Source organism: Arminella tubonensis (assembly GCF_003240585.1).
Taxonomy (GTDB): domain Bacteria; phylum Pseudomonadota; class Alphaproteobacteria; order Rhizobiales; family Rhizobiaceae; genus Rhizobium; species Rhizobium tubonense.
Genome location: NZ_PCDP01000033.1, coordinates 21282 through 47177, shown reverse-complemented (window position 1 = coordinate 47177; position 25896 = coordinate 21282). Strand labels below are relative to the sequence as shown.

Annotated in this window: 23 protein-coding genes; 14 read left to right on the top strand and 9 right to left on the bottom strand. The window is 59.9% G+C overall.

What is annotated here, in order from left to right; translation table 11 throughout:
- Positions 1-15: 15 nt before the first annotated feature.
- From CPY51_RS10660 to CPY51_RS10650, 3 genes are all read right to left on the bottom strand, one after another.
- Entirely contained in the window at positions 16-1143 is a 1128-nt protein-coding gene (locus tag CPY51_RS10660) for an acyl-CoA dehydrogenase family protein (protein WP_111160220.1), read from the bottom strand.
- Positions 1144-1165: 22 nt separating this feature from the next.
- Positions 1166-2353: an acetyl-CoA C-acyltransferase gene (locus CPY51_RS10655; RefSeq protein WP_111160219.1), complete on the bottom strand. Its 1188-nt coding sequence runs from the start codon at positions 2351-2353 to the stop codon at positions 1166-1168.
- Between the two features lie 409 nt (positions 2354-2762).
- A complete protein-coding gene (locus tag CPY51_RS10650; protein WP_244598587.1) occupies positions 2763-3983 on the bottom strand; it encodes a diguanylate cyclase domain-containing protein in 1221 nt (406 codons plus the stop codon).
- On the opposite strand from CPY51_RS10650, the gene CPY51_RS33350 reads away from it, so the two are divergent.
- Both CPY51_RS33350 and CPY51_RS10645 read left to right on the top strand, forming a co-directional pair.
- A complete protein-coding gene (locus CPY51_RS33350) occupies positions 3970-4407 on the top strand; it encodes a hypothetical protein (protein WP_244598585.1) in 438 nt (145 codons plus the stop codon). The genes CPY51_RS10650 and CPY51_RS33350 overlap by 14 nt on opposite strands.
- A gap of 316 nt (positions 4408-4723) precedes the next feature.
- Positions 4724-5758, top strand: a complete 1035-nt coding sequence (locus CPY51_RS10645) for a LacI family DNA-binding transcriptional regulator (RefSeq protein ID WP_111160217.1) — start codon at positions 4724-4726, stop codon at positions 5756-5758.
- 15 nt (positions 5759-5773) lie between these two features.
- On the opposite strand, the gene CPY51_RS10640 is transcribed toward CPY51_RS10645, so the two are convergent.
- Both CPY51_RS10640 and CPY51_RS10635 read right to left on the bottom strand, forming a co-directional pair.
- Positions 5774-6727, bottom strand: coding sequence for an alpha/beta hydrolase (locus tag CPY51_RS10640; protein ID WP_111160216.1), 954 nt, complete (start codon positions 6725-6727; stop codon positions 5774-5776).
- Between the two features lie 20 nt (positions 6728-6747).
- A complete protein-coding gene (locus tag CPY51_RS10635) occupies positions 6748-7896 on the bottom strand; it encodes a Gfo/Idh/MocA family protein (protein ID WP_111160215.1) in 1149 nt (382 codons plus the stop codon).
- A 177-nt stretch (positions 7897-8073) separates the two neighbouring features.
- Between CPY51_RS10635 and CPY51_RS10630 the strand changes: the two genes are divergently transcribed.
- From CPY51_RS10630 to CPY51_RS10575, 12 genes are all read left to right on the top strand, one after another.
- On the top strand, positions 8074-9420 hold the full coding sequence (locus CPY51_RS10630) for an ABC transporter substrate-binding protein (protein WP_111160214.1): 1347 nt from the start codon (positions 8074-8076) through the stop codon (positions 9418-9420).
- Position 9421: 1 nt separating this feature from the next.
- The gene (locus CPY51_RS10625) at positions 9422-10354 is read left to right on the top strand and encodes a carbohydrate ABC transporter permease (protein WP_111160213.1); all 933 of its coding nucleotides are present in this window, start codon (positions 9422-9424) and stop codon (positions 10352-10354) included.
- Positions 10351-11187, top strand: a complete 837-nt coding sequence (locus CPY51_RS10620) for a carbohydrate ABC transporter permease (protein WP_111160212.1) — start codon at positions 10351-10353, stop codon at positions 11185-11187. Before CPY51_RS10625 ends, CPY51_RS10620 begins: the two co-directional genes overlap by 4 nt.
- Positions 11188-11191: 4 nt before the next feature.
- Complete coding sequence (locus CPY51_RS10615) at positions 11192-12010, top strand: sugar phosphate isomerase/epimerase family protein (protein WP_111160211.1); 819 nt, start codon at positions 11192-11194, stop codon at positions 12008-12010.
- 11 nt (positions 12011-12021) lie between these two features.
- Complete coding sequence (locus tag CPY51_RS10610; protein WP_111160210.1) at positions 12022-13098, top strand: Gfo/Idh/MocA family protein; 1077 nt, start codon at positions 12022-12024, stop codon at positions 13096-13098.
- A complete protein-coding gene (locus tag CPY51_RS10605; protein WP_111160209.1) occupies positions 13098-13916 on the top strand; it encodes a sugar phosphate isomerase/epimerase family protein in 819 nt (272 codons plus the stop codon). The genes CPY51_RS10610 and CPY51_RS10605 overlap by 1 nt, the downstream gene beginning before the upstream one ends.
- Positions 13916-14746 (top strand): alpha/beta fold hydrolase, encoded by an 831-nt coding sequence (locus CPY51_RS10600; RefSeq protein ID WP_111160208.1) that lies wholly within the window; start codon positions 13916-13918, stop codon positions 14744-14746. The genes CPY51_RS10605 and CPY51_RS10600 overlap by 1 nt, the downstream gene beginning before the upstream one ends.
- Positions 14743-15468, top strand: a complete 726-nt coding sequence (locus CPY51_RS10595; protein WP_111160207.1) for a ribulose-phosphate 3-epimerase — start codon at positions 14743-14745, stop codon at positions 15466-15468. Before CPY51_RS10600 ends, CPY51_RS10595 begins: the two co-directional genes overlap by 4 nt.
- Complete coding sequence (locus CPY51_RS10590; RefSeq protein WP_111160206.1) at positions 15465-16496, top strand: ROK family protein; 1032 nt, start codon at positions 15465-15467, stop codon at positions 16494-16496. Before CPY51_RS10595 ends, CPY51_RS10590 begins: the two co-directional genes overlap by 4 nt.
- A complete protein-coding gene (locus CPY51_RS10585) occupies positions 16489-17583 on the top strand; it encodes an ABC transporter ATP-binding protein (protein WP_111160205.1) in 1095 nt (364 codons plus the stop codon). The genes CPY51_RS10590 and CPY51_RS10585 overlap by 8 nt, the downstream gene beginning before the upstream one ends.
- A gap of 56 nt (positions 17584-17639) precedes the next feature.
- Positions 17640-18059 (top strand): GlcG/HbpS family heme-binding protein, encoded by a 420-nt coding sequence (locus CPY51_RS10580; RefSeq protein WP_111160276.1) that lies wholly within the window; start codon positions 17640-17642, stop codon positions 18057-18059.
- A 104-nt stretch (positions 18060-18163) separates the two neighbouring features.
- Complete coding sequence (locus CPY51_RS10575; protein WP_111160204.1) at positions 18164-18601, top strand: VOC family protein; 438 nt, start codon at positions 18164-18166, stop codon at positions 18599-18601.
- Positions 18602-18805: 204 nt separating this feature from the next.
- Here CPY51_RS10575 and CPY51_RS10570 read toward each other — a convergent pair whose 3' ends face one another.
- The 4 genes from CPY51_RS10570 to CPY51_RS10555 all read right to left on the bottom strand — a co-directional run bounded on the left by CPY51_RS10570 (position 18806) and on the right by CPY51_RS10555 (position 25895).
- Positions 18806-21502 carry a glycosyltransferase family 39 protein gene (locus CPY51_RS10570; protein WP_111160203.1) on the bottom strand — a complete coding sequence of 899 codons (2697 nt, stop codon included), beginning with the start codon at positions 21500-21502 and terminating at the stop codon, positions 18806-18808.
- A gap of 594 nt (positions 21503-22096) precedes the next feature.
- Entirely contained in the window at positions 22097-22612 is a 516-nt protein-coding gene (locus CPY51_RS10565; RefSeq protein ID WP_111160202.1) for a DUF992 domain-containing protein, read from the bottom strand.
- Positions 22613-22869: 257 nt separating this feature from the next.
- Entirely contained in the window at positions 22870-24858 is a 1989-nt protein-coding gene (locus CPY51_RS10560) for a cation-translocating P-type ATPase (protein ID WP_111160201.1), read from the bottom strand.
- Positions 24855-25895, bottom strand: coding sequence for an SPFH domain-containing protein (locus CPY51_RS10555; protein WP_111160200.1), 1041 nt, complete (start codon positions 25893-25895; stop codon positions 24855-24857). Before CPY51_RS10555 ends, CPY51_RS10560 begins: the two co-directional genes overlap by 4 nt.
- Position 25896: the final 1 nt, after the last annotated feature.

Sequence of the window (25896 nt, the reverse complement as noted above, 5' to 3'; positions counted from 1 at the left end):
TCCAGCGTCTGTCGTTCACAGGCTCCGCGCAATGACAATGCGCTGGACATCGCTTGTACCCTCGTAAATCTGGCAGATGCGAACATCCCGGTAGATGCGCTCGACCGGATAATCGGCCATGTACCCATAACCGCCGTGGATCTGGATGGCATCGGAGCAGACGGCCTCCGCCATCTCGGATGCATAGAGCTTGGCCATCGACGCTTGCGTGAGACAAGGCTGCCCGGTTTCCTTCAACTCGGCCGCATGCAGCACCAGATGACGCGCCGCCTCGATCTTCGTCGCCATATCGGCGAGCCGAAAAGCGACCGCCTGATGTTCGATAATGGATTTGCCGAAAGCCACCCGATCCTTCGCATAATCGCGCGCCGCCTCGAAAGCCGCGCGCGCCATGCCGACGGCCTGCGCGGCGATGCCGATACGACCGCCTTCGAGATTGGCAAGGGCGATCCGGTAGCCTTCGCCTTCTTCTCCGAGCCTCAGATCCGCCGCCAGCCGCATGTCGTTGAAGGCAAGCTGGCAGGTGTCGGAGGAATGCAGGCCTAGCTTATGCTCGACGCGCACAACCTCGTAACCCGGCGTATCGGTTGGAACGATGAAGGCAGAAATCCCCTTCTTGCCGGCATCCGGGTCGGTGACCGCGAAAACGATGATCACCTGTCCGTTCTTGCCCGAGGTGATGAACTGCTTGGCGCCGTTGAGAATGTAGTGATCACCGTCGCGACGGGCACGCGTCCGCAGGTTGGAGGCATCAGAGCCCGCCTGCGGCTCGGTAAGCGCAAAGCCGCCGAGCCACTCCCCGCTTGCGAGTTTCGGCAGGAATCTTTCCTTCTGCACCTCAGTGCCAAATTTCAGGATGGGCACGCAGCCGACCGAGCTATGGACGCTCATGATCGTGGAGCACGAGCCGTCGCCGGCGGCAATCTCCTCGATGGCGATGGAATAGGCGACCGCGCCTGCATCCGAACCGCCATAGACTTCCGGCAGTAGCATCCCGAGAAAACCGATCTCGCCCATCTCTTTCAGCTGTTCCCGAGGAAACCGCTGCGAGACGTCTCGCTCGGCAGCACCCGGCGCAAGACGCTCGCGCGCAAAATCGCGGGCGACGTCGCGTATCTGCTGTTGTGCTTCCGTCAGGATCATTGAAACCTCCTCCCGAAACGTATCAATGCCGCTCTATGGCGATGGCGGTTGCCTCGCCGCCGCCGATGCAGATTGCTGCCATGCCACGCTTCAGCCCATATTGTGCGAGTGCCGAAAGCAAGGTGACCATGATGCGGGCACCTGACGCGCCGATCGGGTGGCCGAGTGCGCAGGCCCCGCCATGCACATTCACCTTGTCATGGGGCAGGTCCAGATCGCGCATCGCGGCCATGGCGACAACGGCAAAAGCTTCATTGATCTCGAACAGATCCGTGTCTTTCAATGACCAGCCCGTACGCTCGCTGAGCTTGGTGAGCGCACCAATCGGCGCGGTGGCAAAGAGATTGGGAGCCTGTGCATGGGTGGCATGGCCCCTGATCGTTGCAAGCGGCTTCAGGCCCAATCGATCGGCTTGAGAACGGCGCATCAAGACAAGCGCGGCCGCGCCGTCGGAAATCGAGCTCGAATTTGCAGCCGTCACAGTCCCGCCCTCCTGGAATGCGGGTTTAAGCGTCGGGATCTTTTCGAATTTGGCTTTACCGGGCTGCTCATCAAGCGCGACGATCTGTTCTAGGTGGCCGCTTGCGACCTTGAAAGGCGCAATTTCTGCCTCGAAGAAACCGTCAGCGATCGCCTTCTGCGCCCGTCTCAACGACACGATCGCATAGTCGTCCTGTGCCTTACGGGTGAACTGGTAGGCGGTGGCACATTCCTCGGCGAAACTGCCCATCAGGCGCCCCTTGTCATAGGCGTCTTCCAGCCCATCGAGGAACATGTGGTCGACAACGCGGCCGTGGCCAAGACGATAGCCACCCCGAGCACGATCAAGCAGATAGGGGGCGTTCGTCATGCTTTCCATGCCGCCTGCCACAGCCACCGAGGCGCTGCCGGCGGCGAGCAGATCATGGGCGAGCATGACGGCTTTCATTCCGGAGCCGCACATCTTGTTCACGGTCGTGGCGCCGGTTTCATAAGGAAGGCCCGCACCGATCGCCGCCTGCCGCGCCGGCGCCTGGCCTTGCCCCGCAGTCAGGACGCAACCGAATAGGACTTCGTCCACCGCCTCAGGCCGAACCCCGGTCCGTTCCAGGGCCGCTCTGATTGCCGCCGCTCCGAGTTCGGGGGCGCTGGCAGCCTTGAGATCTCCTTGAAAACCGCCGATGGCGGTGCGGGCGGATCCCACGATGACAACCGGATCGTCCAATGCCATTTTCGCCTCCCCAGGCAACTAAAACTTTCGGATCGTCAGCTGGCCTTACGCACCGCGCCATCGAGACATTTTACCTGACCGCCCAGCGCTCCTCCACCGGGCGGCTCGTCCACCCAACATGATCACCGCAAAGGTTGCATTCAAGGCTAAATCGCCCCATGACCGCGGTTTGCAATTTTCGTTCGCGGATCATCGCACCAAGAGACCGCTTGTTGCGCGGCGAGGCGGCCGATCTTGGCAATATGAGGTGCAGCGATGCGCACAGTCGCCGGCTGACCGGCGCTCTTAAGCGCGCAGTTGGATACAACCTTCCCGTTCGGGCGGCGGCGGGACAACGGAACGCTGCTCAAAGAAGGTTGATCCGCCGATTGCCAATAGGTGCGTTGCATCCGAGAATCGAAAACTCCGGCTACGCCGCGATATCTGCTGCAATGCACCACGTGTTTTTCCCGTCGGCCTTTGCACGATACAAGGCTCGATCGGCGGCATTCAGCAGATCGTCAGCCTGGGTTCCGTTCTGGGGTGACATCGCGACCCCGACGCTCGCACCAATCTTGATCGGCAGTCCCTTCAACATCATCGGCTCCTCCAGAACGAGGATGCACTGCTCCGCCAGGCGGCGGGGATCTTCGTCCTGCGTCGTTTGAATGATGGCAAACTCGTCGCCTCCCAGTCTAGCCACGATATTGCCCGCGCCAGCCACGGTCCGCAGGCGCTCAGCCACGACCTTCAGCACCTCGTCGCCCACGGCATGGCCAAACGTGTCATTGACGGGCTTGAATGCGTCCAGATCGAGATAATGGATGGTGACGGAAGTGCCCGTCTTAGCCGCATCCTGCAGTGCGTCTTCCAAGACCTTGTGAAACTGCATCCGGTTGGGAAGACCCGTGAGCGCGTCGTGATGGGCAAGATGATTTGCCTGCGTCTCCGCATGTACACGCTTGCTCACGTCTGCGACGGTCAGCAGCAGTCGGTGCTCCCCGCCCTCGCGCAGGAACCGCACATAGATCAAGACATGACGATGGTCGCCCCCGGCCGTCAGCTGGGTCCAGACTGTGTTCGCCTCGCAATCGCCAGTCAGATCGTGAAGGAGGGCGCCGAATTTCACTTCCTGCTCGCCGATATGCATATCGCTCGCCCTCATCGAGAGGAGGGCAGGCTTGCTATGTCCGTAAAAGGAGACGGCGGCTACGTTTGCCTCCAGTATCAACAATGTGTCGGGATCGCATAAGAGCATCGGCATCGGATTGGCATCGAACAACTGCCGAAGCCATTCTTCGCGCTGTTTCAATTCGGTGATATCGATTCGCATTCCGATGGCGCCGTCCGGTGTGCGCCGATCGTCATGCCGGAGCCAGCGGCCGTCTCGCAGCTGCTGTTCTTCGTGCGACAACGCCATGCGGTGTTTTTCCAAACGCTGCCGAAGCCAGGCCTCCTGATCATCGACGAGTTCCTGCATCTCACCGCTAGCAAGACTGATCTTCAGGATATCTTCAAAGGGAATGCCGGGGCGCAGATGCGCGGCGATGTCAGTGTAGAGGTCCGTGTATTTCTCGTTCCAGAGTACGTAGCGGTCCTCAGCGTCGAAAACGCAGACAGCCTGTGGCAGCATTTCGATGACGAAGCGCAAGCGTAGATTTGCTTCCCTCAAAGCGATCGATGCCCGCGTGCGACCGCCTGCAGACGCGATCATGATGACGGTAAGCAAGCCCGCTTCGGCTTGGCAAACCGTGGATGAGACCTCGCAGGCCACCTCGTCGCCATCTGCCGCGCGTATCATTGTCTGGGAGGATGGAAGCGGCCATTCTAAGAACAGCTCGGATATCGAGCTGCGCAAGGGAGCACGAGCACCCAAAAGTTCATCTGCGGCTGGATTCCTGAAGAGGATAAAGCCCTCTTCGTTCGTGCATAAGACAGCAAAGGAGCAGGCATTCAGAAAGCTGAACGCGTCAATTCCCTTGAAATCCACCATATCCACCTCCCGGGTCCCTCCAAAAACACCTGCAGCGGAGGGCGGCATCGGATTGTCCGGTAAAGATTGGCAGAAGAAGTAAAAGATTAGATTATCGATGCCACATATCTTTTATCTATCGCATGGTTTCTCGGGGCCACAGATGAGAAAGCTTCGATGTCGGCGATATGCTCAACATCTGTTTGGCGGCGGCGCGCTGCGGGCGCCCGAGCGGCATACTCGCACCTCAGGATGCTAAAATGCGTCAATTAATATATTGTCACGTGCAATATTTTTCGGCGACATGGATGTCGAGATAACTTGCCTGGAATTTACGGCTTCGGTTGCGCATGTTTGAAGGCGGACGCATAACTCATTCGGGACCGGCTGACCGGTCCGTCAAAAACGGTCGAATATTGATGGAAAAATTGACTCATAAGACGATGGAGGATTTCGCGAAGTCCTGCGGGGTCTCCCGCCCAACATTGTCGAAATTCTTTGACGATCCGACGAGCGTAAAGCCGGCAACGCGAGCGCTGATCGAGGCCGCACTTCGATCGACGGACTATCAGCCGAACCTTTACGCGCGGAACCTCAACCGGAAGCGGACACGCAACGTGGGCATTCTGGTTCCAGCCCTGACCGACCCCTTCTACGCCGAAATGGTCAACCGGCTGGAGCTGCGCCTTCGCGATGAGGGTTATTGGCCTATCGTAATTTCCTCACATGGCTTGCCGGAGCTCGAAGCCGAGGCCGTCAAAACGATGCTATCTCTGAAGGTCGCCGGAGCAGTGGTTGCTCCCCTCGGTCTGAAGTCCGACCCGCGCGTTTTTGAAAAGCTGGTGCAAAATCTGCCCATCGTCTACTTCGATACCTATATCGAGGGAAATACGCCGTTCATCGGCAACAACAATTATCAAAGCGTCGCGATGATCGTCGATTATCTCTGCCGGTCCGGAGACGCACCAGCCTATCTCGATATTCCGCACGTCAACCACAATTCGCCGGAGAGGCTTGCAAGCTACATCGCCACGATGGAGGCTCAAGGCTACGAGCCGATGGTCATCAAGACGAATGCCGACTACACTTGGGATTTCGAGCGCATCGGCTACGAACAGATGGACGGGATGCTGGGATCGAGCAAACTTCCGAGCAAGACAATCCTTTGCGCCAACGATCGTCTGGCTTTCGGTGTCATGGCAGCCGCGTTTGCGCACCGGCTGAAGATTGGACGCAAGAAGGGCGACAACCTTCGCATTGCCGCCCATGACGATCATCCTTTGAGCCGTTACACCTGTCCGCCGCTGACGACAATGGCACAGGATTTCGCATCCATGACCGCCGACAGCGTCGATACGCTGCTGGCGCTTCTCGGCGATACGAGCGCACCGGTCCAGGCGATCCCGCGCAAGGTCAGGCTTGATGGAACGCTGGTCATGCGGCAATCGGCGTAGCGCGCGGCCGGTCGCTCAGTCGGCAGCCTCTTCAAAACTGCGCCAGGCAGCGACGGCTTCCTCGACGGCCTGCCGCGCATCGCGAATGTATTTTCCCATGGAGACAAAGCCATGAATTTGCCCCGTCCAAAGGCGCATGACGACACGAACGCCATCATCATCCAATCGTCTGGCGTAGGCAGTGCCCTCGTCGGCGAGAATGTCATAGCTGGCAATGGCAACGAAGGCCGGCGCCGCTTCCCTTAGACTTTCCGCCCGCAGGGGAGAGACCTTCCAGTCGGCGATGTCGTCCGCGTCCCTGACATAGTGATCGCGAAACCACCTCATCGTTGCCGCCGTCAAACCGAAGCCTTCGGAAAAACGGCGGTAACTGTCGGCGGTTTGTGCAGCATCCGTATTCGGATAGAGAAGCAATTGCGCAGCAATCGGCGGGCCATCGTCTGAGCGCGACAAAAGCGCCACCACGGCTGCAAGATTGCCGCCGGCGCTGTCTCCTGCCACGGCGATCCGGCGCGGATCAATACCGAGCTCGCCGGCGGACGACGCCATGAAGGCGAGCGTTGCGGCACAATCCATCAATCCGGCGGGAAACTTGTGCTCCGGTGCCAGGCGGTAGTCCGGGCAAACCACGCTACATGCGCCGAGATTGGCGAACCATCGGCAAATCTCGTCGTGAGACTCGAGATTGCCAACCACCCAGCCGCCCCCGTGAAGATAGAGAAGGCCCGGGCCGCGTTCAGCAGGCGCGCCGATGCCGCGATAGATGCGCACGGCGATCGGACCGTTCGGCCCGACGATCCTGCGATCTTCGACGCAGGCAACGACCTCCCTCTCGCCCTGAAGCAACGGGCAACCCGCATCATAGTCGATGCGAGCTTCTTCCGGCGTGCCGGTTTCAAAGCGGCGCGGCCTCTCCTTTACGCCCATATCCAGAACACGCCGCGCGCCATTGTCGATCTCTCCCAGCATGCCAGCCTTCCCAATCCCGCTCAAGCCAAAAAACTTCGGGCTTCGTCTTCGCCGAGCAAAGGCGGCTGCGCTACGGTCAGGCCCACGCTCACCGACTGATGGCTTTCACCTGAGGCAAGAATAGCCTCCATGATTTCGAGCACATGCAGCGCGAGGTCGCCGGATGCGCGCGGCGCCCTACCCTCCCCCAGCGACCGCACGAGGTCGGCCACGCCGAGCATGCGATAGTTTGCCCGATCGGGCGCATCGAACGGCCAGTTTCGTTCGCCGTAAAGCTCGCCTTCGCTCTCAAAATCTCGCCAGTCGGCGCCACCTTCGGAGAGCGAAACCGTTCCACCAAATGTATCAGGATCCGGCAGACGAATGGAGCCCTCCGTACCATGCAATTCGATCGGGTGGTTGGAATGGCGGAAGACATCCCAGGACGCCCCGAAATTCACCGTCGCGCCCGACTGGAACTCCAGCAGCGACAAGACATTGGTCGGGGTGCCAACCTTGAACGTGGTGTTTTGAAACGGGCCGGCCGCAGTGATCAGGCGCTCGTCCTCACCTTTCGACGCCATGGCCATGACCCGCACGACCGGGCCGAGCAGGTTCACCATCATGGTCAGATAATATGGCCCCATATCGAAAACCGGACCACCGCCGGGTTGATAATAGAACTGCGGATTGGGATGCCAATGTTCCATGCCGCGGCCCATCATGAAGGCGGTGCCGCCAACCGGACGTCCGATCGCACCGTCTTCCATCAGGCGCCGAGCCCGCCTGCCGGCAGCGCCGAGGAACGTGTCCGGTGCCGAGCCGAGGAGCAGGCCGCGCGCCTTTGCGTCCGCGACTAGGGTCCGGCCATCGGTAGCAGACGTCGCCAGCGGCTTTTCCGTGAAGACATGCTTGCCTGCCGACAGCGCCGACATGGTCACGTCAAAATGTACGGCGGGAATAGTCAGGTTGAGGATGAGGTCGATCTCCGGATCGGCAAGAAGCTGGTCAACGCTCTTAGCGCGAATATTGTATTCGCGGGCACGATGAGCTGCCATATCGGCCGAGATGTCTGCGCAAGCCCGCAATTCGATGCCGGCAAACATCGCCGCATTCCGCAAATATGTCATCGAGATATTGCCACAGCCGATCACGCCTAGACCGATCTTATCCTTTGTTTTCACGTCCATATTTCTCAGTCCTCCCTAGATAACAAGGCTTTTGCATCACCAATCGCCAACGCTTCCCGACATGGGCGAAGGTGAGTTAAAGCATTTTATTTCTTGACGCGCGATAAATTTTTATGAAACATACGGCAATACTGGCGCGGGAATTTGGAGGTCGCCAGTCTTTCCTGGGAGGGAAACATGACGGATTTCAAAAAAGAGCCGACAGGCTCAAATATTGCCATTTCATCGATGATGGTGGACCGGCGGCAATTGCTCCTCGGCGCTGCAGGCGCGGCACTCAGTGCGGCAACGATAGGCGTTACATCGGGACTGGGCATCCGCACCGCGCGCGCCGCAGATCGCACCGAAATCAGCTTTGCCAGCGCCAGTTTCTTCGGCAAGGAAGGTCTCGGCGACCTCGTCAAGGCCTTCAATGAAACGCAAGACCGCATTATGGTCAAATTCATCGAACTTCCGCCGCCGAGTTCGTCGACGGAAGTTTATCAGGGCCTTATCCAGCAGTTGGCACGCCGCAACGGTACGCCTGACGTCTTCAGCCAGGACGTGGTCTGGATCGCCGGTTTTGCCGCGGCAGGATGGGCGCTGCCGCTCGACGAATATTTCCCCAAGGAAAAGCGCGCCGATTATTTCCCCGGAACGGTCGCCGCCTGTACCTACGACAAAAAACTGACCGCGCTTCCGTGGTTCGTTGATTCCGGCATGTTCTATTACCGCAAGGACCTCGTGGAGAAGCATGGCGGCAAGGTGCCGGAGACTTGGGAGGACATGGCCACCATGGCGGCTGCGGCTCAAAAGGCGGGCGATGCCAAATTCGGTTATCTCTGGCAGGGCAAGCAGGCTGAAGTCCTGATCTGCGACGCCGTCGAAGTCATCACGTCGAACGGCGGCTCCATTCTTGCGGCTGGCGGCAAGTCTTCCGTCGTCGGCGAGAAGGCGGCAGTCGAGGCGATCCAGTTCCTTTACGACACGATCAACAAGACGAAGATCAGTCCCCAGAACGTGCTCTCCTGGGACGAGGAGCCTTCCCGCCAACCCTTTACTTCAGGCGAGGCCATGTTCATGCGCAACTGGTCCTATGTTTATCCGATCTCGCAGGATCCGAAGGCCTCGCAGGTCGTCGATAAGGTCGCAGTCGCGCCCCTGCCGCATTTTTCAGGCGGCAAGAGTGCCGCATGCCTTGGCGGATACCAGCTTGGCGTCAACGCCAACTCCAAGAAACGGGAAGCCGCCATCGAGTTCCTGACATGGATGTCGTCCCCGGAAACGCAGACGCGCCTTGCCCTCAATTTCGGTCTCGCGCCGTCGCGCCCGGCCATTTTCCAGGATGCAAAGCTCAAGGCCGAGCAGCCGTTCATGGCGAGCCTGCAGAGCGTGTTTACCGGTGCGACCCCGCGGCCGATCACGCCCCAGTATGCCAAGGTGACGCTCGCCCTGCAGTCGGGAATTTCCAAGGCCCTTGTCAGCGGCAAGGTCAAGCAAGAGCTCGAGGCAGCCGCGGTTCAGATCAACAAGATCGTCGCCTGATATGGCAGCCGCAGTCACGGCCCGGGTCGATGGCGGAACCGGCGGGATAGGGAGGGCGCTTCCAAGCGCCCTCTGGCCCTGGCTGTTGCTGTTGCCGGCATTCATATCGCTGGCATCGGTTTCCTTCTACCCGATTATCAACGGCCTCTATCTTTCCTTCACCAATCGCTCCCTGATTACCCAGGACAATGATTTCGTCGGCATTGCCAACTATGTACAGTTGCTGGCCGACCCGCCGTTCTGGAATGCCTGGTGGCACACGATCTGGTTCACCGTGGCCTCGACTGGACTTGAAACCCTGATCGGGCTCGCAATGGCGTTGATCCTTTGCGAGACATTCAGCGGCCGGGGCATGATCCGCGCGGCGATGCTGGTTCCCTGGGCGATGCCGACCGTCGTCACATCGAAAATGTTCGGTTGGCTGTTCGACGGCCAACACGGCATCGTCAATTTCATCCTTCTCCACCTTGGACTGATCGATCAGAACGTGAACTGGTACGGCTCACCCGACACCGCGTTGATCACCATCATCCTTGCCGATGTCTGGAAGACGACGCCGTTCATGGCACTCTTGTTGCTGACAGGCCTTCAGACCGTCCCGAAGTCGCTCATCGAAGCCGCGCGAATGGACGGCGCCAAGGCCTGGACGATCTTTTGGAACATCCGGTTACCCCTGCTGCTTCCGACATTGCTGATCGCCGGTCTCTTCAGGGCGCTGGACGCGTTCCGCATTTTCGATCTGGTCTATGTGCTCACTGGCGGCGGCCCTGCCGATTCCACCGAAACGCTTTCGACGCTATCCTACAAGGTTCTGTTCTCGACACTGCAGTTCGGCTACGGCTCTGCGGTCTCGACCGCGATGTTCATCACCGAGGGACTGATTGCCCTGGTGTTCTGTCTTTTCCTCGTCAGGCAGATAGGGAAGACAACATGAACGATACGCGCTCCGCCCTTCAAAGCGTCGTCATCTACCTCGGCGCACTTCTCATACTGGTCTGGTCTGCCGGCCCGTTCCTGTGGCAGTTTTCGACGTCGTTCCAGCTCGACAAGGCGCTCACCGAGGGAACGCCGTCGCTCATTCCGCACCCCTTCACGCTGGAGCATTACTACAATGCCTTCGTGGAGAAGGGCCTGCATCACTACGTCGTAAACTCGCTGATCGTCTCGCTCGCAACCACGGCGCTCTGCCTGATCGTCGGCTCGCTTGCGGCCTTTTCGCTCTCGCGGCTGGATGTCAGAGGCCGGTTCGGCATTCTGATGGTGATTTTGTCGGTTTCGATGTTCCCACAGATCGCGCTAGTCGGGCCGCTATACCTGCTCGCGTCGGACCTCGGCCTGCTCGACACACATACCGCGTTGATCATCACCTATCTGGCGCTTGGCCTTCCACTCGTCACCTGGGTGCTGTTCGGCTATTTTGAGACCCTGCCGCGCGAAATCGATGAAGCTGCGCGCATGGATGGCGTCGGCGTTGTCGGCCTGTTGTGGCACATCATCTTGCCGATGTCGCTTCCAAGCCTCGTCACCACGGGCTTGCTTGCCTTCATCACTGCCTGGAACGAGTTCCTGTTCGCGCTCGCCTTCACCTCGGACAGCGACAGCCAGACGATCCCGGTCGGGATCGCCAATTTCACCAACCAATATTACGTGCCTTGGGGAGACATCGCCGCGGCCTCGGCAGTCGTGACAGTGCCGCTTATTGTCTTGGTTCTCTTCTTTCAACGACACATCATCGAAGGCCTCACGCAGGGCGGAATCAAGGAATAATGACATGACCAAGGATCTGAAGGTCGGCTGCCAGACCTTTACATGGGAAATGCTGGGGGACGGCTGGACCGGTTCGCCAGACGATCTCCTTTCGGCGATTTCCGCCGGTGGCTATTCGGGCATCGAAATCACCGATACGATGATCGGCCGCTACGCCGACAAGCCGGCCGACTTCGCAAGGGCTCTCAAGGATAGCGGCCTGCAATTGGTCTCCTTCGCATTTGGCTCCAAGAGCGGCTTCACGTTGGCCGACCAGATCCCCAACGACCTCAATGTGGCGCAGCGCTGGATCGATTTCGCCGCTCCGTTCCCGGGTGCGCTGGTCTCTATCGGCTCGGCGACCGTCGTCTCTGAAGGGCCGCGTGACGACAAGTTCGCAATTGCCGCCGAGTTCTACAATCGCGCCGGGGCGCTTGGCAGGGCGTCCGGCGTCGACGTCGCAGTCCATCCGAGTTCGCACCACAACACATTGCTATTTAACCGCGCAGACTATGATCGGATCTTCGCCCTCCTCGACCCGTCGCTCGTCGGCTGGGTTCCCGATACCGGGCATATCCTGCGCGGCCACGATGATATCAACGACACGTTGCGCAGCTATCAGGATCGCATCCGCTATCTGCATCTCAAGGATGTCGACGCGATGGACGAATGGGCGATGCTTGGAACGGGCATACTCGATACGCCTGCAGTGATTAAGCTCGTCGCACAAGCGCCGCGCTTTACCGGGTGGCTGGTGCTGGAAGAGGAATCAAAGACCGCCGCAGGCGATCCCGCCGCAGCAGTCAAGACCAACCGCGAAACGATGCGTGCCTACGGCGCCTAAGGAAGAAGACCATGATTCAGAAGGAAAATCGCCGGTTGCGTGTCGGAGTTCTCGGCTGCGGGCCGATCGCCCAGTTTGCGCATCTGGAATCCTGCGTAAAAGCCAGGAATGCTGAACTTTACGCCATCTGCGACGCAGCCCCCGATCTGTTGGCGCGCATGGGCGCAACGTACGAACCGCAAAAGATGTTCAGCGACTACGACGCGATGCTTGATGACCCCGAGCTGGAAGCCGTGATCGTTGCCACCTCCGATGCATACCACGTGCCCATGTCGATCAAGGCTCTCGAGGCTGGCAAACATGTCTTGTGCGAAAAGCCGATCGGGGTTTCGGTCGAGGAAGGCCAGCAGCTTGCGGATGCGGTAAAGCGATCCGGCAAGATTCTGCAGGTCGGCCATATGAAGCGCTTCGATCCAGCGCTCGAGGCCGCGCGCGACTTCGTTCGCGACGACATCGGCCAGATCTTTGCGTTGAAAGCCTGGTATTGCGATTCCACGCATCGATACACCAACACCGATGCGGTGCAGCCGCTGCCCGTCACCAGCAAGCTGGCGCGCAAACCGTTGGGCAATCCAAAAGCCGATCTCAGGCAATATTTCATGCTCGCGCATGGCTCGCATCTGGTCGACACTGCACGCTTTTTCTGCGGCGAGATCACAGCGGTGCGTGCGCGCCTCCTTAAGCGCGCCGGCGCCTATTGCTGGTTTGTCGACACCGAATTTGCCAATGGCGCGCTCGGCCATCTCGATCTCACGGTTGCCGTTCGGATGGATTGGCACGAGGGCTTCCAGCTCTATGGCGAAAACGGCTCCGTTGTCGCAAAGACCTTCAACCCCTGGTATTTCCGCTCCAGCGAGGTCGAGATCTTTCATGAGAAGGACGCAACCAGCCGCAAGCCGCTGGGCGCCGACGGTCATTTTTTCCGCAGGCAGGTCGAGGGACTTGCCGACACGGTGCTCAACGGTGCGCCGATGCGCGGTGCTGATGTCGAGGACGGCATTGCTTCGATCCGCGCGATGGTAGCAATCGCCCGGTCGGTGGAGACAGGTGAACGTGTCGAGATCGCATCCGTCACGGGAGCGGTCTGATGCAGATCGGGATATTCGCAAAGACCTTTCCGGGAACCGATCCGGTTCCAGTGCTGTCGGCGGTCCGCGACAGCGGCTATTCAGGCACGCAGTTCAATCTTGCGTGCTGCGGACTGCCGTCGATGCCCGACGATGTGCCGGACGCCATCGTCGATTCTATCCGCGCAGCTGGGGAGACTACTGGTATTTCTCTCGCCGCCTTATCCGGCACCTACAATATGGCCCATCCGGAAAAAGGGGTGCGGGAAACGGGGCTCCGTCAGCTTTCGGTGATCATCAAGACGGCAGCAGCCCTTTCCGTTCCGCTCGTCACCCTTTGCACGGGAACACGCAATCCTCTCGACCAATGGGCCTATCATCCTGACAATACCGATCCAGCGTCCTGGGCGGATATGGCGAGCGAAATGGGCAAGGCCCTGATCCTCGCCGACGAGCACGGGGTCGATCTCGGCATCGAACCTGAACAGGCAAACATCGTGACCTCCGCAATCGATGCCAAGCGACTGATCGCTGAGATGGGCTCCAGGCGGCTGCACATCGTTCTTGATCCGGCCAACCTGTTCGAAAAGGCGACCCCGCCCGAGGCGCGCGACATCATCGCGCGCGCGGTCGAGACGGCGGCGGGACACATTGCCATGGCGCATGCCAAGGATCGACATGCCGATGGGTGCTTTGCCACCGCCGGCCAGGGTATTGTCGACTTCCCCGATTTCGTCGCACGATTGAAGGCCGCGGGCTTCAATGGCCCGCTCGTTACCCATGGCCTCTCCGCCGCCGAAGCGCCCGGCGTTGCGCTTTTCCTCAAGGGACTGATCTGATGGCCGGATCGACCTATCTCACCTCCGACCATGCGAGACTTGCCATCTACGACAGCGGCGAAGGCTTTCCGATCCTGTTTCAGCATGGGCTGGGCGGAGATCAGGCACAGGTCGCGCAGACTTTTCCCGACGTATCGGGATTTCGGCGCATGACGGTCGAGTGCCGGGGACACGGGGCGTCATCGCTCGGCCATATCAGGCCGTTTTCGATCAGGATGTTCGCCGAAGACGTTCTCGCTGCTTTTAAGGATCGCGGCATCGACCGGCTGGTGGTTGGGGGGATCTCAATGGGGGCTGCAATCGCGCTGCATCTCGCCCACCACCACGCAGAGCGCGTTGCCGCGCTGGTACTGGTACGTCCCGCCTGGACCTTTGCGTCGGCTCCGGTCAACATGGCACCGGTGCGCGCCATCGCAGCCCTGATCCAGAGGCATCCGCTTGGCGAAGCTAGACAGCTCTTCATGGCCTCGGAAATTGCCGCAGGTCTGAAGGCCAACGCCCCCGACAATCTCGCCTCACTGCTCGGCTACTTCGACCGGCCGGATGTGGTTCCATTTGCATCGGTGCTCGCCGACATTGCAGCCGACGGGCCAGGCGTTTCGCAGGCTGCCGCTGCGGCGCTGACAATCCCAACCCTCGTCATCGGCAACAGGCAGGACGCCATTCACCCGCTGGTGTCAGCCAAGACCGTCGCTGAAACCATACCCGACGCAACTTTTGTCGAAGTCGCGGCCAAGGCCGCCGACAAGGTGCAGCATTTCGCCGAGACCCAACACGCGCTATCACGATTTCTCGCATCCAAAAAAATCCGGAGCTCCGTCACATCATGACGCCCAAAACCCTTTCAGGCCCTTCCGCCGTGGCAGCCCTGCCCCGCAACCGGCTGCTCGGCGAATTCTCGCTCTGGTCGGCCGATCTTGCCAATATGGAAGCCGATCTCAAACGCATTGAACAGCATGTCGACCTGCATCACATCGATGTCGCCGACGCGCGCTTTACGCCGGGCTTTCTGTTCTTCCCGGATTTTGTCGCCCGCATCGCTAAATTGACGGCCAAACCGATCCACGTTCATCTCATGGTGGAGGCTGAAATCGTCGAGGAGCAGACGCGCCAATTCATCGAGGCCGGCGCCGATCTCATCAGCGTTCATGCCGAAAACGGCGAAGCCGGCCTGCGTGCGGTTGCACTGGCGAAGGAACTGGGGGCGGAAGCCGGCGTCGTGTTGCGGCTGGAAACACCTGTTGCCGCCGTCAAGGCGTTTATCGACCATGTCGCCTTCGTCACGCTGCTGGGCACGTCCATCGGCGTCAAAGGGCAAAGCCTGTCGGAGAAGGCTTGCGATCGGCTCATCGAGGCCCGTTCTTTGTTGAAACAGGCGGGCCGAGAAGACCAGGTGATCCTGGCAGCCGACGGAGGCATTCGCGAGCAGACCGTGCCGCTTCTGCGCGCTGCGGGTGCGCAGACGGTCGTTCTCGGCTCGCTCGCCTTTGGCGAGAAGAACCTGGGAGATCGAATGGCCTGGCTGCATGGATTGGAGCGCCAAATCCAGTGACAAAGGTCGCGCTCTCCTTCGATCTGGGTGGAACGGAGCTTCGCGCCGCGCTGGTCAACGGCACCGGCGACCTTTTGTCATTTCTGGCGGTACCGACCCACGCCGCTGCAGGCCCGGACGCCGTCATCCAACAGATCGAAACGCTGGCGAGCCAACTCCTTTCAGAAACGCCCGACCATATTCCTGTCGGCATCGGGATCGGCGCACCGGGTCCGCTCGATCCGGACGCCGGCGTCGTGATGGGGGCACCCACGCTGGCCGGATGGCAGGAAGTGCCGCTGGTCGATATCCTCTCCGATCATTTCAAACTGCCGGTGAAACTTGAAAACGACGCAAACGCCGCAGCCTTCGGCGAGTGGCGATATGGCGCCGGCCGCGGTGCAAAATCGATGGTGTTCGTCACCGTGTCGACGGGGATCGGCGGCGGGGTGATCGCTGACGGACGAATCCTGCATGGCAGGCGGGGTCTGGCCGCAGAAATCGGCCACATGACGATCACCAACGAGGGAGAACGCTGCTTTTGTGGCGCGATCGGTTGCTTCGAAGCGGTGGCGTCCGGAACCGCGCTTGGAAGAAGGGCGACGGCGCGCGCCAGACAGCCAGATGGGTCTGTGCTACGTGCGCTCTCCGGCAATGCGGAGGTGACCGGGCGGCATGTCGTCGATGCCGCTCGAAAGGGTGATGGTCTAGCGCTGGAATTGCTGGACGCGGAGGCACGGTGGCTCGGGATCGGCTTTACCAACCTGCTCCATCTCTACTCTCCCGACATCATCGTGATGGGCGGCGGCATTTCCAACGGCTTTGATCTTCTGCATGAGGCGGTGAAGGCGACGGTTCGCGACCGGGCCATGCGAGCCTATCGCGACGTGCCGATTGTTCCCGCCCAACTCGGTCATCACGCCGGTCTGATCGGCGCGGCCAGCCTCATCCTTTGGGACGGGGAGAAAGCCGGCTCTGGAGCCGCCAGCCTCGAAGGCTCGGACAACGCAGGCGCACCCACCGACACAATGGAGGCCAGTCATGGCTAATCTCAAGCTACGCGACGCCCGCAAGTCCTATGGCGCAGCCGAAGTCATCAAGGGCATCGACCTGGATGTCGAGGATCGCGAATTCGTTGTTTTCGTCGGCCCCTCCGGCTGCGGAAAATCCACCTTGCTGCGGATGATCGCCGGCCTGGAAAAGATAACCGGCGGCGATCTGATCATCGACGGCACGCGTGCAAACGATGTGGACCCATCGGAACGCGGTCTGGCGATGGTGTTTCAATCCTATGCTCTCTATCCGCATATGACAGTCGCGGAAAATATGGGCTTCGCGCTCAAGATTGCCGGCGTGTCCCCCAGCGAGCGCGAGCGGAAGGTCGGCGATGCGGCCCGGGTGCTCGAGCTGTCGCATCTGCTCGAACGCCGCCCGAAAGATCTTTCGGGCGGCCAGCGCCAGCGTGTGGCCATCGGGCGGGCGATCGTCAGAAATCCGAAGATCTTCCTGTTCGACGAGCCTCTTTCCAATCTCGATGCAGCGCTCCGGGTCAATATGCGCCTCGAACTCATGCGCCTGCACGAAAAGTTGGCGGCAACGATGATCTACGTTACCCACGATCAGATTGAAGCGATGACCATGGCCGACAAGATCGTGGTTCTCAGCGGCGGGCGTATCGAACAGGTCGGTTCGCCGCTCGATCTCTACAATCATCCGGCAAACATCTTCGTTGCGGGCTTTATCGGCTCACCAAAGATGAACATGCTGCCAGTCGTCGTCGATTCAGTCGGTCCGTCAGGCGTTTCCGTGGTCCTTCCAAGCGGGGCGACGGTCACCGTGCCGGTTGCTGCGGGAACGGCGCAGCGTGGCGCGAACGTCACGCTGGGAATTCGGCCAGAGCACATCCGTATTGGGCAAAGCGGCCAGTTTGAAGGAGAGGCAATTATCGCCGAGCGGCTTGGTGGCTTGACCATCTTTCACGTCGACACGGCATCGGAGACGTCCCTCGTCGTCCAGACCGATGGCGCTGACCCGACGCCGCTTCACACACGGATTTCCCTTCAGATCAACCCGGCCAACTGCTACCTTTTCGACGTCGACGGCAAATCGCTCGCCAAGTTGACCAGACTGAATTGACGGCTGCGCCGGCCGTTTGCCGTGACAGCCACAACGAGAACAAAGGTATCAAATTGATGACCGTCATACGAGAGACCCTGACGCTGAGCCACGCCGGCGCGCTACAGGCGCTCAACGCCGCCATTACCAAGGCAAGCGCCATGGGCGTTCCGCAATGCATTTTCATTGTTGACGCGAGCGGCGAAACGATCGCCAGCCTGCGCATGGATGGGGCAAAATATCTCAGCATGCACACAGCTCGTGCCAAGGCACGAACCGCCGCATCCATCAATGCGCCGACCGGTGCTATGCCGTTCGAGTTTGGCGCGGCCGCCGGGATCGCCTCGCAAGGTGGCGTCACCCACCTTCCAGGCGGTTTGCCCATTCGCTTTTCCAACAGGCTCTGCGGAGCAATTGGAGTTGGCTCCGGCAGCGGCGAGCAGGATTTCGAGGTAGGGCGCGCCGCACTGGCCGCCATTGGCGCTGATACCGTTTAGGCGACTTTCTGTAAAAATCTTGACCCGTCGATGTCGCAGACCAGCACTGTCCTTCGTCCTAGGAACAGCCCACACGGGGCAACCAACGCTCATTGGAGGACGACATGACAGCAGAAGTTTCAACCGAAACCGAGCCGCGGCCACAGGTGCTCGGCGGCGTGGTCACCTATATGACGGTCGACGGCGCTTCTAAGGCAGCGGAATTTTACAAGCGTGCATTCGGGGCGACCGAAGTATTCCGCTATCCGATCGACGATAGCGGTCGCACTATGCATATCCATCTGCACATCAACGGCAGCTCGGTCATGCTGGGTGACGCCTATCCGGAGCACGGGTGCCTACTCGAGAAGCCACAGGGCTTCTCGCTGCAACTGATCGTCGACGATATCGATGCCTGGTGGCGCCGTGCCGTTGAAGCCGGCGCCAAGGTCGTCATGCCCGTCGATGTGATGTTTTGGGGCGACCGCTACGGCCAGCTCCGTGATCCCTTCGGTATTGTCTGGGCGATGAATGCGCCGGTGGCACCCTCAGTCTTCGTGTGACGGCAGACGAAAAAGACCCGCCTCTAAGGGCGGGCCAAGGTGCAACAGAAATGACGCATGCGGGTTTCGCGTCCAGCCTCACTCTTGCAAAGGCAGTCGTCGTCGCGGCCCCAATATTGGGCCCATAGGAAGCGGCCAGTCCAAGCGGCAACCTTGACCGAAGCCGGCTTCGGCAGCGTCTAGCCCCGCTGACGCGAAGGAAGCTCAGCTACGAAAATCATATCCGATCCTGTAGAAGAAGCTGCCCACGGCGGTGCCGTTCTTGGTGACCTTCTGCTCGAGAATCTCGGTCAGGCGAGAAAAGTGCCCGCCAATGGAATCCTGATCGAGGTCATTCCTCTTCAGTCCGTAGAGGATGACGGTTCGTCCTTGCATGTCGGCAGGTTTAAACCAGTAGTCATACATCAGGCCATCTCCCCCGAAGGGGCCGCGCCCCACGGAAGTACGAACCGCATCCCGGTCCTCGCGATCATAAAAGGCGATCTCGCTGGCGACGAAATACCGATCCATTCCGGCCAGCAGCACTTGCTTGCCCGTTGCCTGCTCGACAGAGCGCTCGATCCTTCCTGCCTCTGCGCCAAACTCTTCCCAAGCGACAGGAAGGGTCCGAACGGAGCCGAAGTACCCGACCATCGGAAATCCGAGAACGAGATAGTGCAGACTGAGACCATAGATCACCAGCGTGGTCATCACGGTCGGGACCCATAGTCGCTGCAGGAAACCGTTGAACCGCGACAGGTTGCCGACGGCTGCAACGATCGTTGCGGCGATAGCCGGAAGAACCGCGAGCCAGACCGGCCCCGTCCAGTTCGGCTTGATCTCATGAAACAGGCTGAACGCAACAAAGACCGACAGGGGGACAATTGTAAAGATCTTGATGAACAGGGACTGACGCGCAGCGTTCGCGTCCGGCTTCGTCCCCAGCGTCAGGCCGCTCCTCGACGCCAGGGCCGCGATTGCTGCGATTAATCCGATCGGCGTCATCAGGATCGCGGCACTTCCGACCAAGGATGGAAGTGAGAAGTTGACCGAGCTTTGCAGCCGTTGCGACGTTTGAAAGGAGAATGATGCCCAGCCATGCGTCGCATTCCAGTAGATCACAGGGGAAAAGAGGACGGCAGCCACTATGATGGCGAGATAGGGTTCTGGTCGCAGCAGCCAGCGTCGTGCCCTGGGGTCCAACAGGATGAAAATCAGTGCGGCTGGTCCCAGGAGCGCGATTGTATATTTGGAAAGCATGCCAAGACCGGCACATATGCCTACCCCCCACCAGGCCCGGCGGCTATTGCCTACAAGCGCCCGCTCCAGAAAATAAAGCGCTGCCGCCCACGCGGCGGTCAGGGGGACATCCGGCATCATCATGAAACCGGAAGAGAAGAAAAATGGCAGGGTTGCCAGCAGGAGAACGCCGACAAACGCCGGCGATTTGCCGAACAGATTGCGTGAGAACCAAAAGACAAAAAAGGCCGTCGGAATCCATGCCAGATAGGCACCGATACGGACACCAAACTCCGTGTCCCCAAAAAGGCTCGTTCCGAGCCATATCAGCCAGGCGACCATCGGAGGATGATCAAGATATCCGATGTCGAGATGCTGCGAATAGTTCCAGTAGTAAGTCTCCTCCGGCACGAGGTCGACAAGGCCCAGGAACACCAATCTCAAGGCAAGAACATAGACCAGAACGCCGATCGCCGCCACACGCCACCGCACATCGGGCGGCATGCGCGGGTTGACAGAGGGGAATACGAAGAAGGCGTTTCCAAAGTAGTTGACAACTGCGGCCGCCCCGACGCCAAGGAGGATCGCGGCCTGGGGATGCCATCCCAGCAGCTCCACGGCCCCGGCAAGGACGCCGCCCCGCAGTGCGAAAGCAAGAAGGCAGATCGTCAGGAAGCGTATGTATCGTCTCCAGTCCCGCTCCCGCCGAGCCAGCTCGTCGCTTGCGAAAGCCCATCTCGAATTTAAAATATAGTTGGAAACGGTGGCGACAACGAAGCTTACGACATGCGCCGTAACCAATTTTGCTCCCATCGCGAACAATATCTGAAAGATCAGGATGTCGAGTGCCAAGCCAATGAGGCCGACCGCTGCGAAACGCGCAGCGTTTCCAAGTGAAACGGCGCCTCCGGCCAAGACCAGAAGGCGGCGGGCATAGGCTATCATCTGTCCCCAGCCGATCTTCGATTCTCCGCGCACTCGGTCGTGGAAGACAATCGGAACCTCGCTGACCCGAAGGGCATCACCGCCGTCGGCTATGACTTCCAGACCGATCTTGAAGCCGGCTGCCTCCGGGTCAACGGCCAGAAGTCGCTCTTTGCGCACGGCGAAGAACCCGGACATGGGATCCTGCAGATCGGTCAGCGGCCATGCCAGAGCGCCGCCGAGCCGAGACAGCAAGCGACGAGCCAGCGGCCAATCCGGCGTGGAGCCGCCCGGCACATAGCGGCTTCCGACGACCATATCGCTCGTGCCGTCAACAATGGGTCCGACGAGATTGCCGATTTCGTCAGGGGGATGGCTCAGATCGGCATCCATGACGACGACGATGTCGCCGGTGGCAGATCTTGCAGCTGCGAGTACGTCTCCAGCCAACCCGCGTGCCCCGCTACCGCTGATGAGCCTCACGGGAGCCTTGGCTTCCCACACCCGGACGCGCTCAACGGTTCCATCGGTCGATCCGCCATCAGCTACCAGGATCTCAAGCGCTATGTCGGCACTGGATTGCAACAGCAATGACGACAGAAGAACGTCGATATTCTCGACCTCGTTGAGCGTCGGAACGACAACCGAAACGGATTGCCGATGTTCTACTCGAGGAACGAGATCTACCGCGTTTCGCTGCAAAGGTTCTAGGTCGGTCGACTTTCGTGGCCGATCTGAAATGTCGTGGAGAGACCTCACGACAGCTTGGCCGGCGAGGACCTCAGAGTGGTTACGAGCCAGTGCGATGATATCTGAACGCTTGGATAACCGGCAGTCTGCGCGCGCTTCATATTAAATGACTTTCTTTCTTAGCTAGCGTGCAATTATGGACAACGACACTGACAGTGACCTGAATGCCGCCACGTCCGACAGAACCTCCCAAACTCCGTGCCGGAGATCGGCGTTGATCAGCGCTCTGCAACCGAAGCGAGCAAGGCTTTGCTGCCACCACGCTGGGGAATTCCGCAGACGAATTCTGTCGCAACCTGCGGCAATGCCGCCGCCTTGCTGTCGAACACCTGTTCGACAGGATCACGGTCCCTATGAGCACCGAACCGCACTGCGGCGGGCTATTTCGCGCTGACTGCCAGAATGAATGCCACGACCATTGCCTCTTTGAGACGGCGCGCGCCAAGCCATGACTGGCGCCATCAGTGCCGCCAGCGATTGCGCAGCGTATACGGCGATACGGAGAAAACCGTGTTCAAATTCGACGGATAACTCCGCGAGGAGTTATCCGTCGAGTTCAACAGACAGATCGGCGACCACCCGAAAGGGCGCAGGTCTGCCTACTCAATTTATGGAGTTTAGCGTCAGTGACGTCCCGCTGGCGGCGACGTTAAGACCGAGCTGGCCCGTGACACTGATCGTCTGAAGATGAATTGAGCCTGAGGTGCCGCCGAACAAGATGTTGGTACCGATGCCGGCGCCAACCGTCGCTTCGGCGGTGGCGCCTTGATAGAGACCGCTCAACGAGCCGCGGTGATAGCCGGCCGTCGGCGCAAATACCGCCCAAACGAGCCGACTGCGCGTGGTAAAGCCGAGATCGACCCCGAACTTCCTGATGGCTCCGGTGTAATGGTCGGAAAGCTCACCGGATGCGCTCGAATGGAATGCGCAGTCGACTTCCTTGGCCGACCCGAGGACATAGCCGACACCCCCGCTGATATCGCAAGTGAGATAGCCGATCTTCACGCCATTGCGCGCGTCTTGCTCCTGATAGCTGGTGACCATGTCGGCAGAGCTGGCCACCGTTGCGGCAGACAGAGTCGAAATTGCTGTGGCAATTGCCAGTACAGATTTATTCATAGTCGTTTCCTTCCAATATCGTGGGCGATGCATATGCACTGTCCTCCAATCGACAAATTCCGCAACTGGAACGCATATTATTGCAGAACGATCCCAACCGGGTAGCTTGAGACAAAGGCGGTAAAAAGACAAACGCGAGAGATTGCATTTAGGTTCAAATCCAAGATTCGCAAGGTCGATCAAAGCCCTCACAAGCTTTCGCCCATCTTCCCTCGCAGTCAGCTCCCACCATCGCCCTTGATAAACACTCGCCCGGGTCACCCAAAATCGAGCATGGGCGCGGTCTTTGAAACGGTGGGTTCAGCTGGCGTCACCGGCGGCAACAGTTCGTCATATCTCATCAGTCGCCCGGCATTTCCGAGTACCAGTAGCGTGCTGACGTTGTGGAGAATTGCGGCCACCAGGGCGCCCGTGGCACCCAGCAGCCCGAATGCCGCAAGGACGACGATCGCCAACGTCCAACCGAGCCCGATGACGACATTCCCCTTCAAGGTGTCTCGGCAGCGTCGGCTGAGGCGTACGCATGTGCCAAGCCGCCGGAGATCACTGCCGATCAGGATGATATCGGCCGACGCCAACGCGATATCAGATCCGCCCGCCCCCATTGCAACGCCAACGACGCCAGCTTTGAGAGCAAGAGAATCGTTAATTCCATCACCGACCACCATGGGCCGGTAACCGCTTTTGATTTCGCGGGATACCCATCTCAATTTATCTTCCGGCAGTGCCTCTGCAATGAGATCGGTCATGCCGATTTTTTCCGCCAAGGCCATTGCAACGGACTGCCGATCACCGGTCAGGAGCAGTTGCCGGTTGAGCCCGAGGTCACGAAGACCGGCCATGGCGGCAGCGGCTTCCGGCTTCATCGTGTCAGATAGCAGCAGCCATGCCGCAAACCGCCCGCCGAGCGAAACACCGGCGATCGGCCCGTCGTGAACCGGGACGGCCGGGAGTTCGATCCGCAGACGCTCGAACAATTCCGGGCGACCAAGAGCCGCCTCGCCTTCCGCTGTGTCGGCGACGACGCCAAGACCTTGAAGTTCCCGCAGGTTTTTCAACGAACGAAATGTGTCATGAGGCGCCAGCGAGACCAAAGCCTGACTGACCGGATGACTGCTTGCGGCCCCAAGAGACGCTGCCAGTGCCAGGATGTCCGATTGATCGACGTTCCCCGCCGATCGAATTTCCTGCAAACGCAATTTGCCGTAAGTCAGCGTTCCGGTCTTGTCGATGACGACGGACGTGAGGTCGGCCAACTCCTCAAGGAAGGCGGAACTGCGGATAAGGATGCCGTGGCGCGCCGCCACCGCAATGCCCGCGATCGCCGTCGCAGGCGCTGATAGAACGAGCGCGCAGGGACATGCCGCCACCAGCACGGCCAGCATGATCTGATCGTCATATGTGACGAACCAAGCAACAACAGCGATCATGAGCACAAGGGCCAGATATTGATTGGCATATCGCTCAAGCAGGCGGGTAATCGGCGGCTTCGAGCGTTCCGCCCGCTGCATGAGCGCTATGACCTTACCGAGTGTCGACTGCTCGCCAATTCTGGTGACCTCGATCCGCAGCAAACCATCGAGGTTGATCGAGCCGCCAAAGACCTCGGTGCCGGCGCCAACCTCCACAGGAACCGATTCTCCGGTGATCGGCGCGGTATCGAGGCTGGCTCTCCCTGCCAGGATACGGCCATCGGCCGGCACGCGGTCCCCAGCCCTCACCTCAACCTGATCTCCAGGCTTGAGGGTTGCATTGTCCACTTCCTCGATTTGCCCATCAGTATTGAACAATCGTGCGTGGCTGCGCGTCAGGCGTGCCAGTGCGTCCATCGCTTCCTTCGATCCGATGACGCTGCGCTCCTCAAGCACATGGCCGAAGATCATGATGATCGGCAGTAAGGCCGCGGTCAAAAGGTCACCCGTCGCCCAGGCAGCGAGCATCGCGAGAGCGATCAACTGGTCGGTAATGCCGTGGAGGCTCGGGTGACGAAGGCTGTGCCATCCGGAGCGCAGCACCGGCACCGCAACAATGATCGATGCCGAGGCGAAGAGCAGCTGGCCTATCCCTGTTTCATCGCCAGAAACCCAACGCCAGCCGATACCGAGTATCAGAAGGCCTACGGCGATCATCGCCAACGTCAGCTGGAAGGCCGCATTTTGCTTTTCGTTGGCGGTCAGCATGCCGCTGCTGAGCACATGACCATGAAGGTGCGCATGGCTATGCCCGTGTCCAGGTGGCTGGCTCATTTATCCATTCCCTGAAGGATCAGATGGCTGTCGTCGCGGGGGTCGACGGTGATCACAGACCCCGCCTGCGACAGGATCGTCGCGATCCGGTCCCGGTATAGGCGCAGCAGGAGACCCGGATCGCCGTCATTGCCTTGCGTAGCCGCGAGGCCTGTAATCGTGGCCGTATCCGTGCGAGCCTTTCCGATCCGTTCGGTGGCTTGCGCCGTGGCAATCTGCACCGCGAGGTCAGCAGCCTGCGCCGCCGCTTGCCCCTGTTTAGCGGCATCGTTTCGAGCCGCCGCGACCGCCTGCTCCGCCTGCTGGCTCGCCGTGAGAACGCCGTCGAACGCCGCGACCGCCTGCAGGGGAAGCGACGATTGCACATCGGCGCGTTCGACTTCGATCCCGAGCCCGGCGCCCTTGGCGCTGAGGACATTCAGACTGTCGTTGATGCTCTTGACCAGATCCGCCCTCAAGCGTTCCCGTCGCTCGGCGGTACCATTGTTGGAAGCCATCAGCTCCGGCCGCGCCACCAAGATTCCGTCGAGGTCTCTGGATGCACAGACCAGAATGGCGCTTCGTGTCGCCAGGCGATCCAGGGCCGGAATAAGGTGCGCCCCCTGAATGACATAGTCGAAGGGATCTGTGACGCGATAAAACACCTGAATGTCGAGATGCACGACACTCGCGTCCGCAGTCAGCAAATATCCGGAACCCGCCAGCGCGTCGCTTTCCGGTGCCGTATCGGTTTCATCAGTCTTTGCATCGATCGAGCGCAACAAGCCTTGAACTTTGCGCTCCAGAACATTTGCGGAAGCCGGCACGAGCAAGACCTGTTCAAAGGGTTGCGGCCAGGCGAGCAGAAGGCCGGAATTCTGTATCCGGTTCAACGCACCCATCCGCAAGACAACCGCCCTGCTTTCAGGAGCGATCTGGCGGATGTTGGAAATCATCCAGCCGACAGCTGCCATCGCCATGATTGCAAACAACGCGAGAAATGCCAGCCGAACAGCCTGAACTTGAGGCGAGGCATCGTTCTGATCTGGCCTGGACATG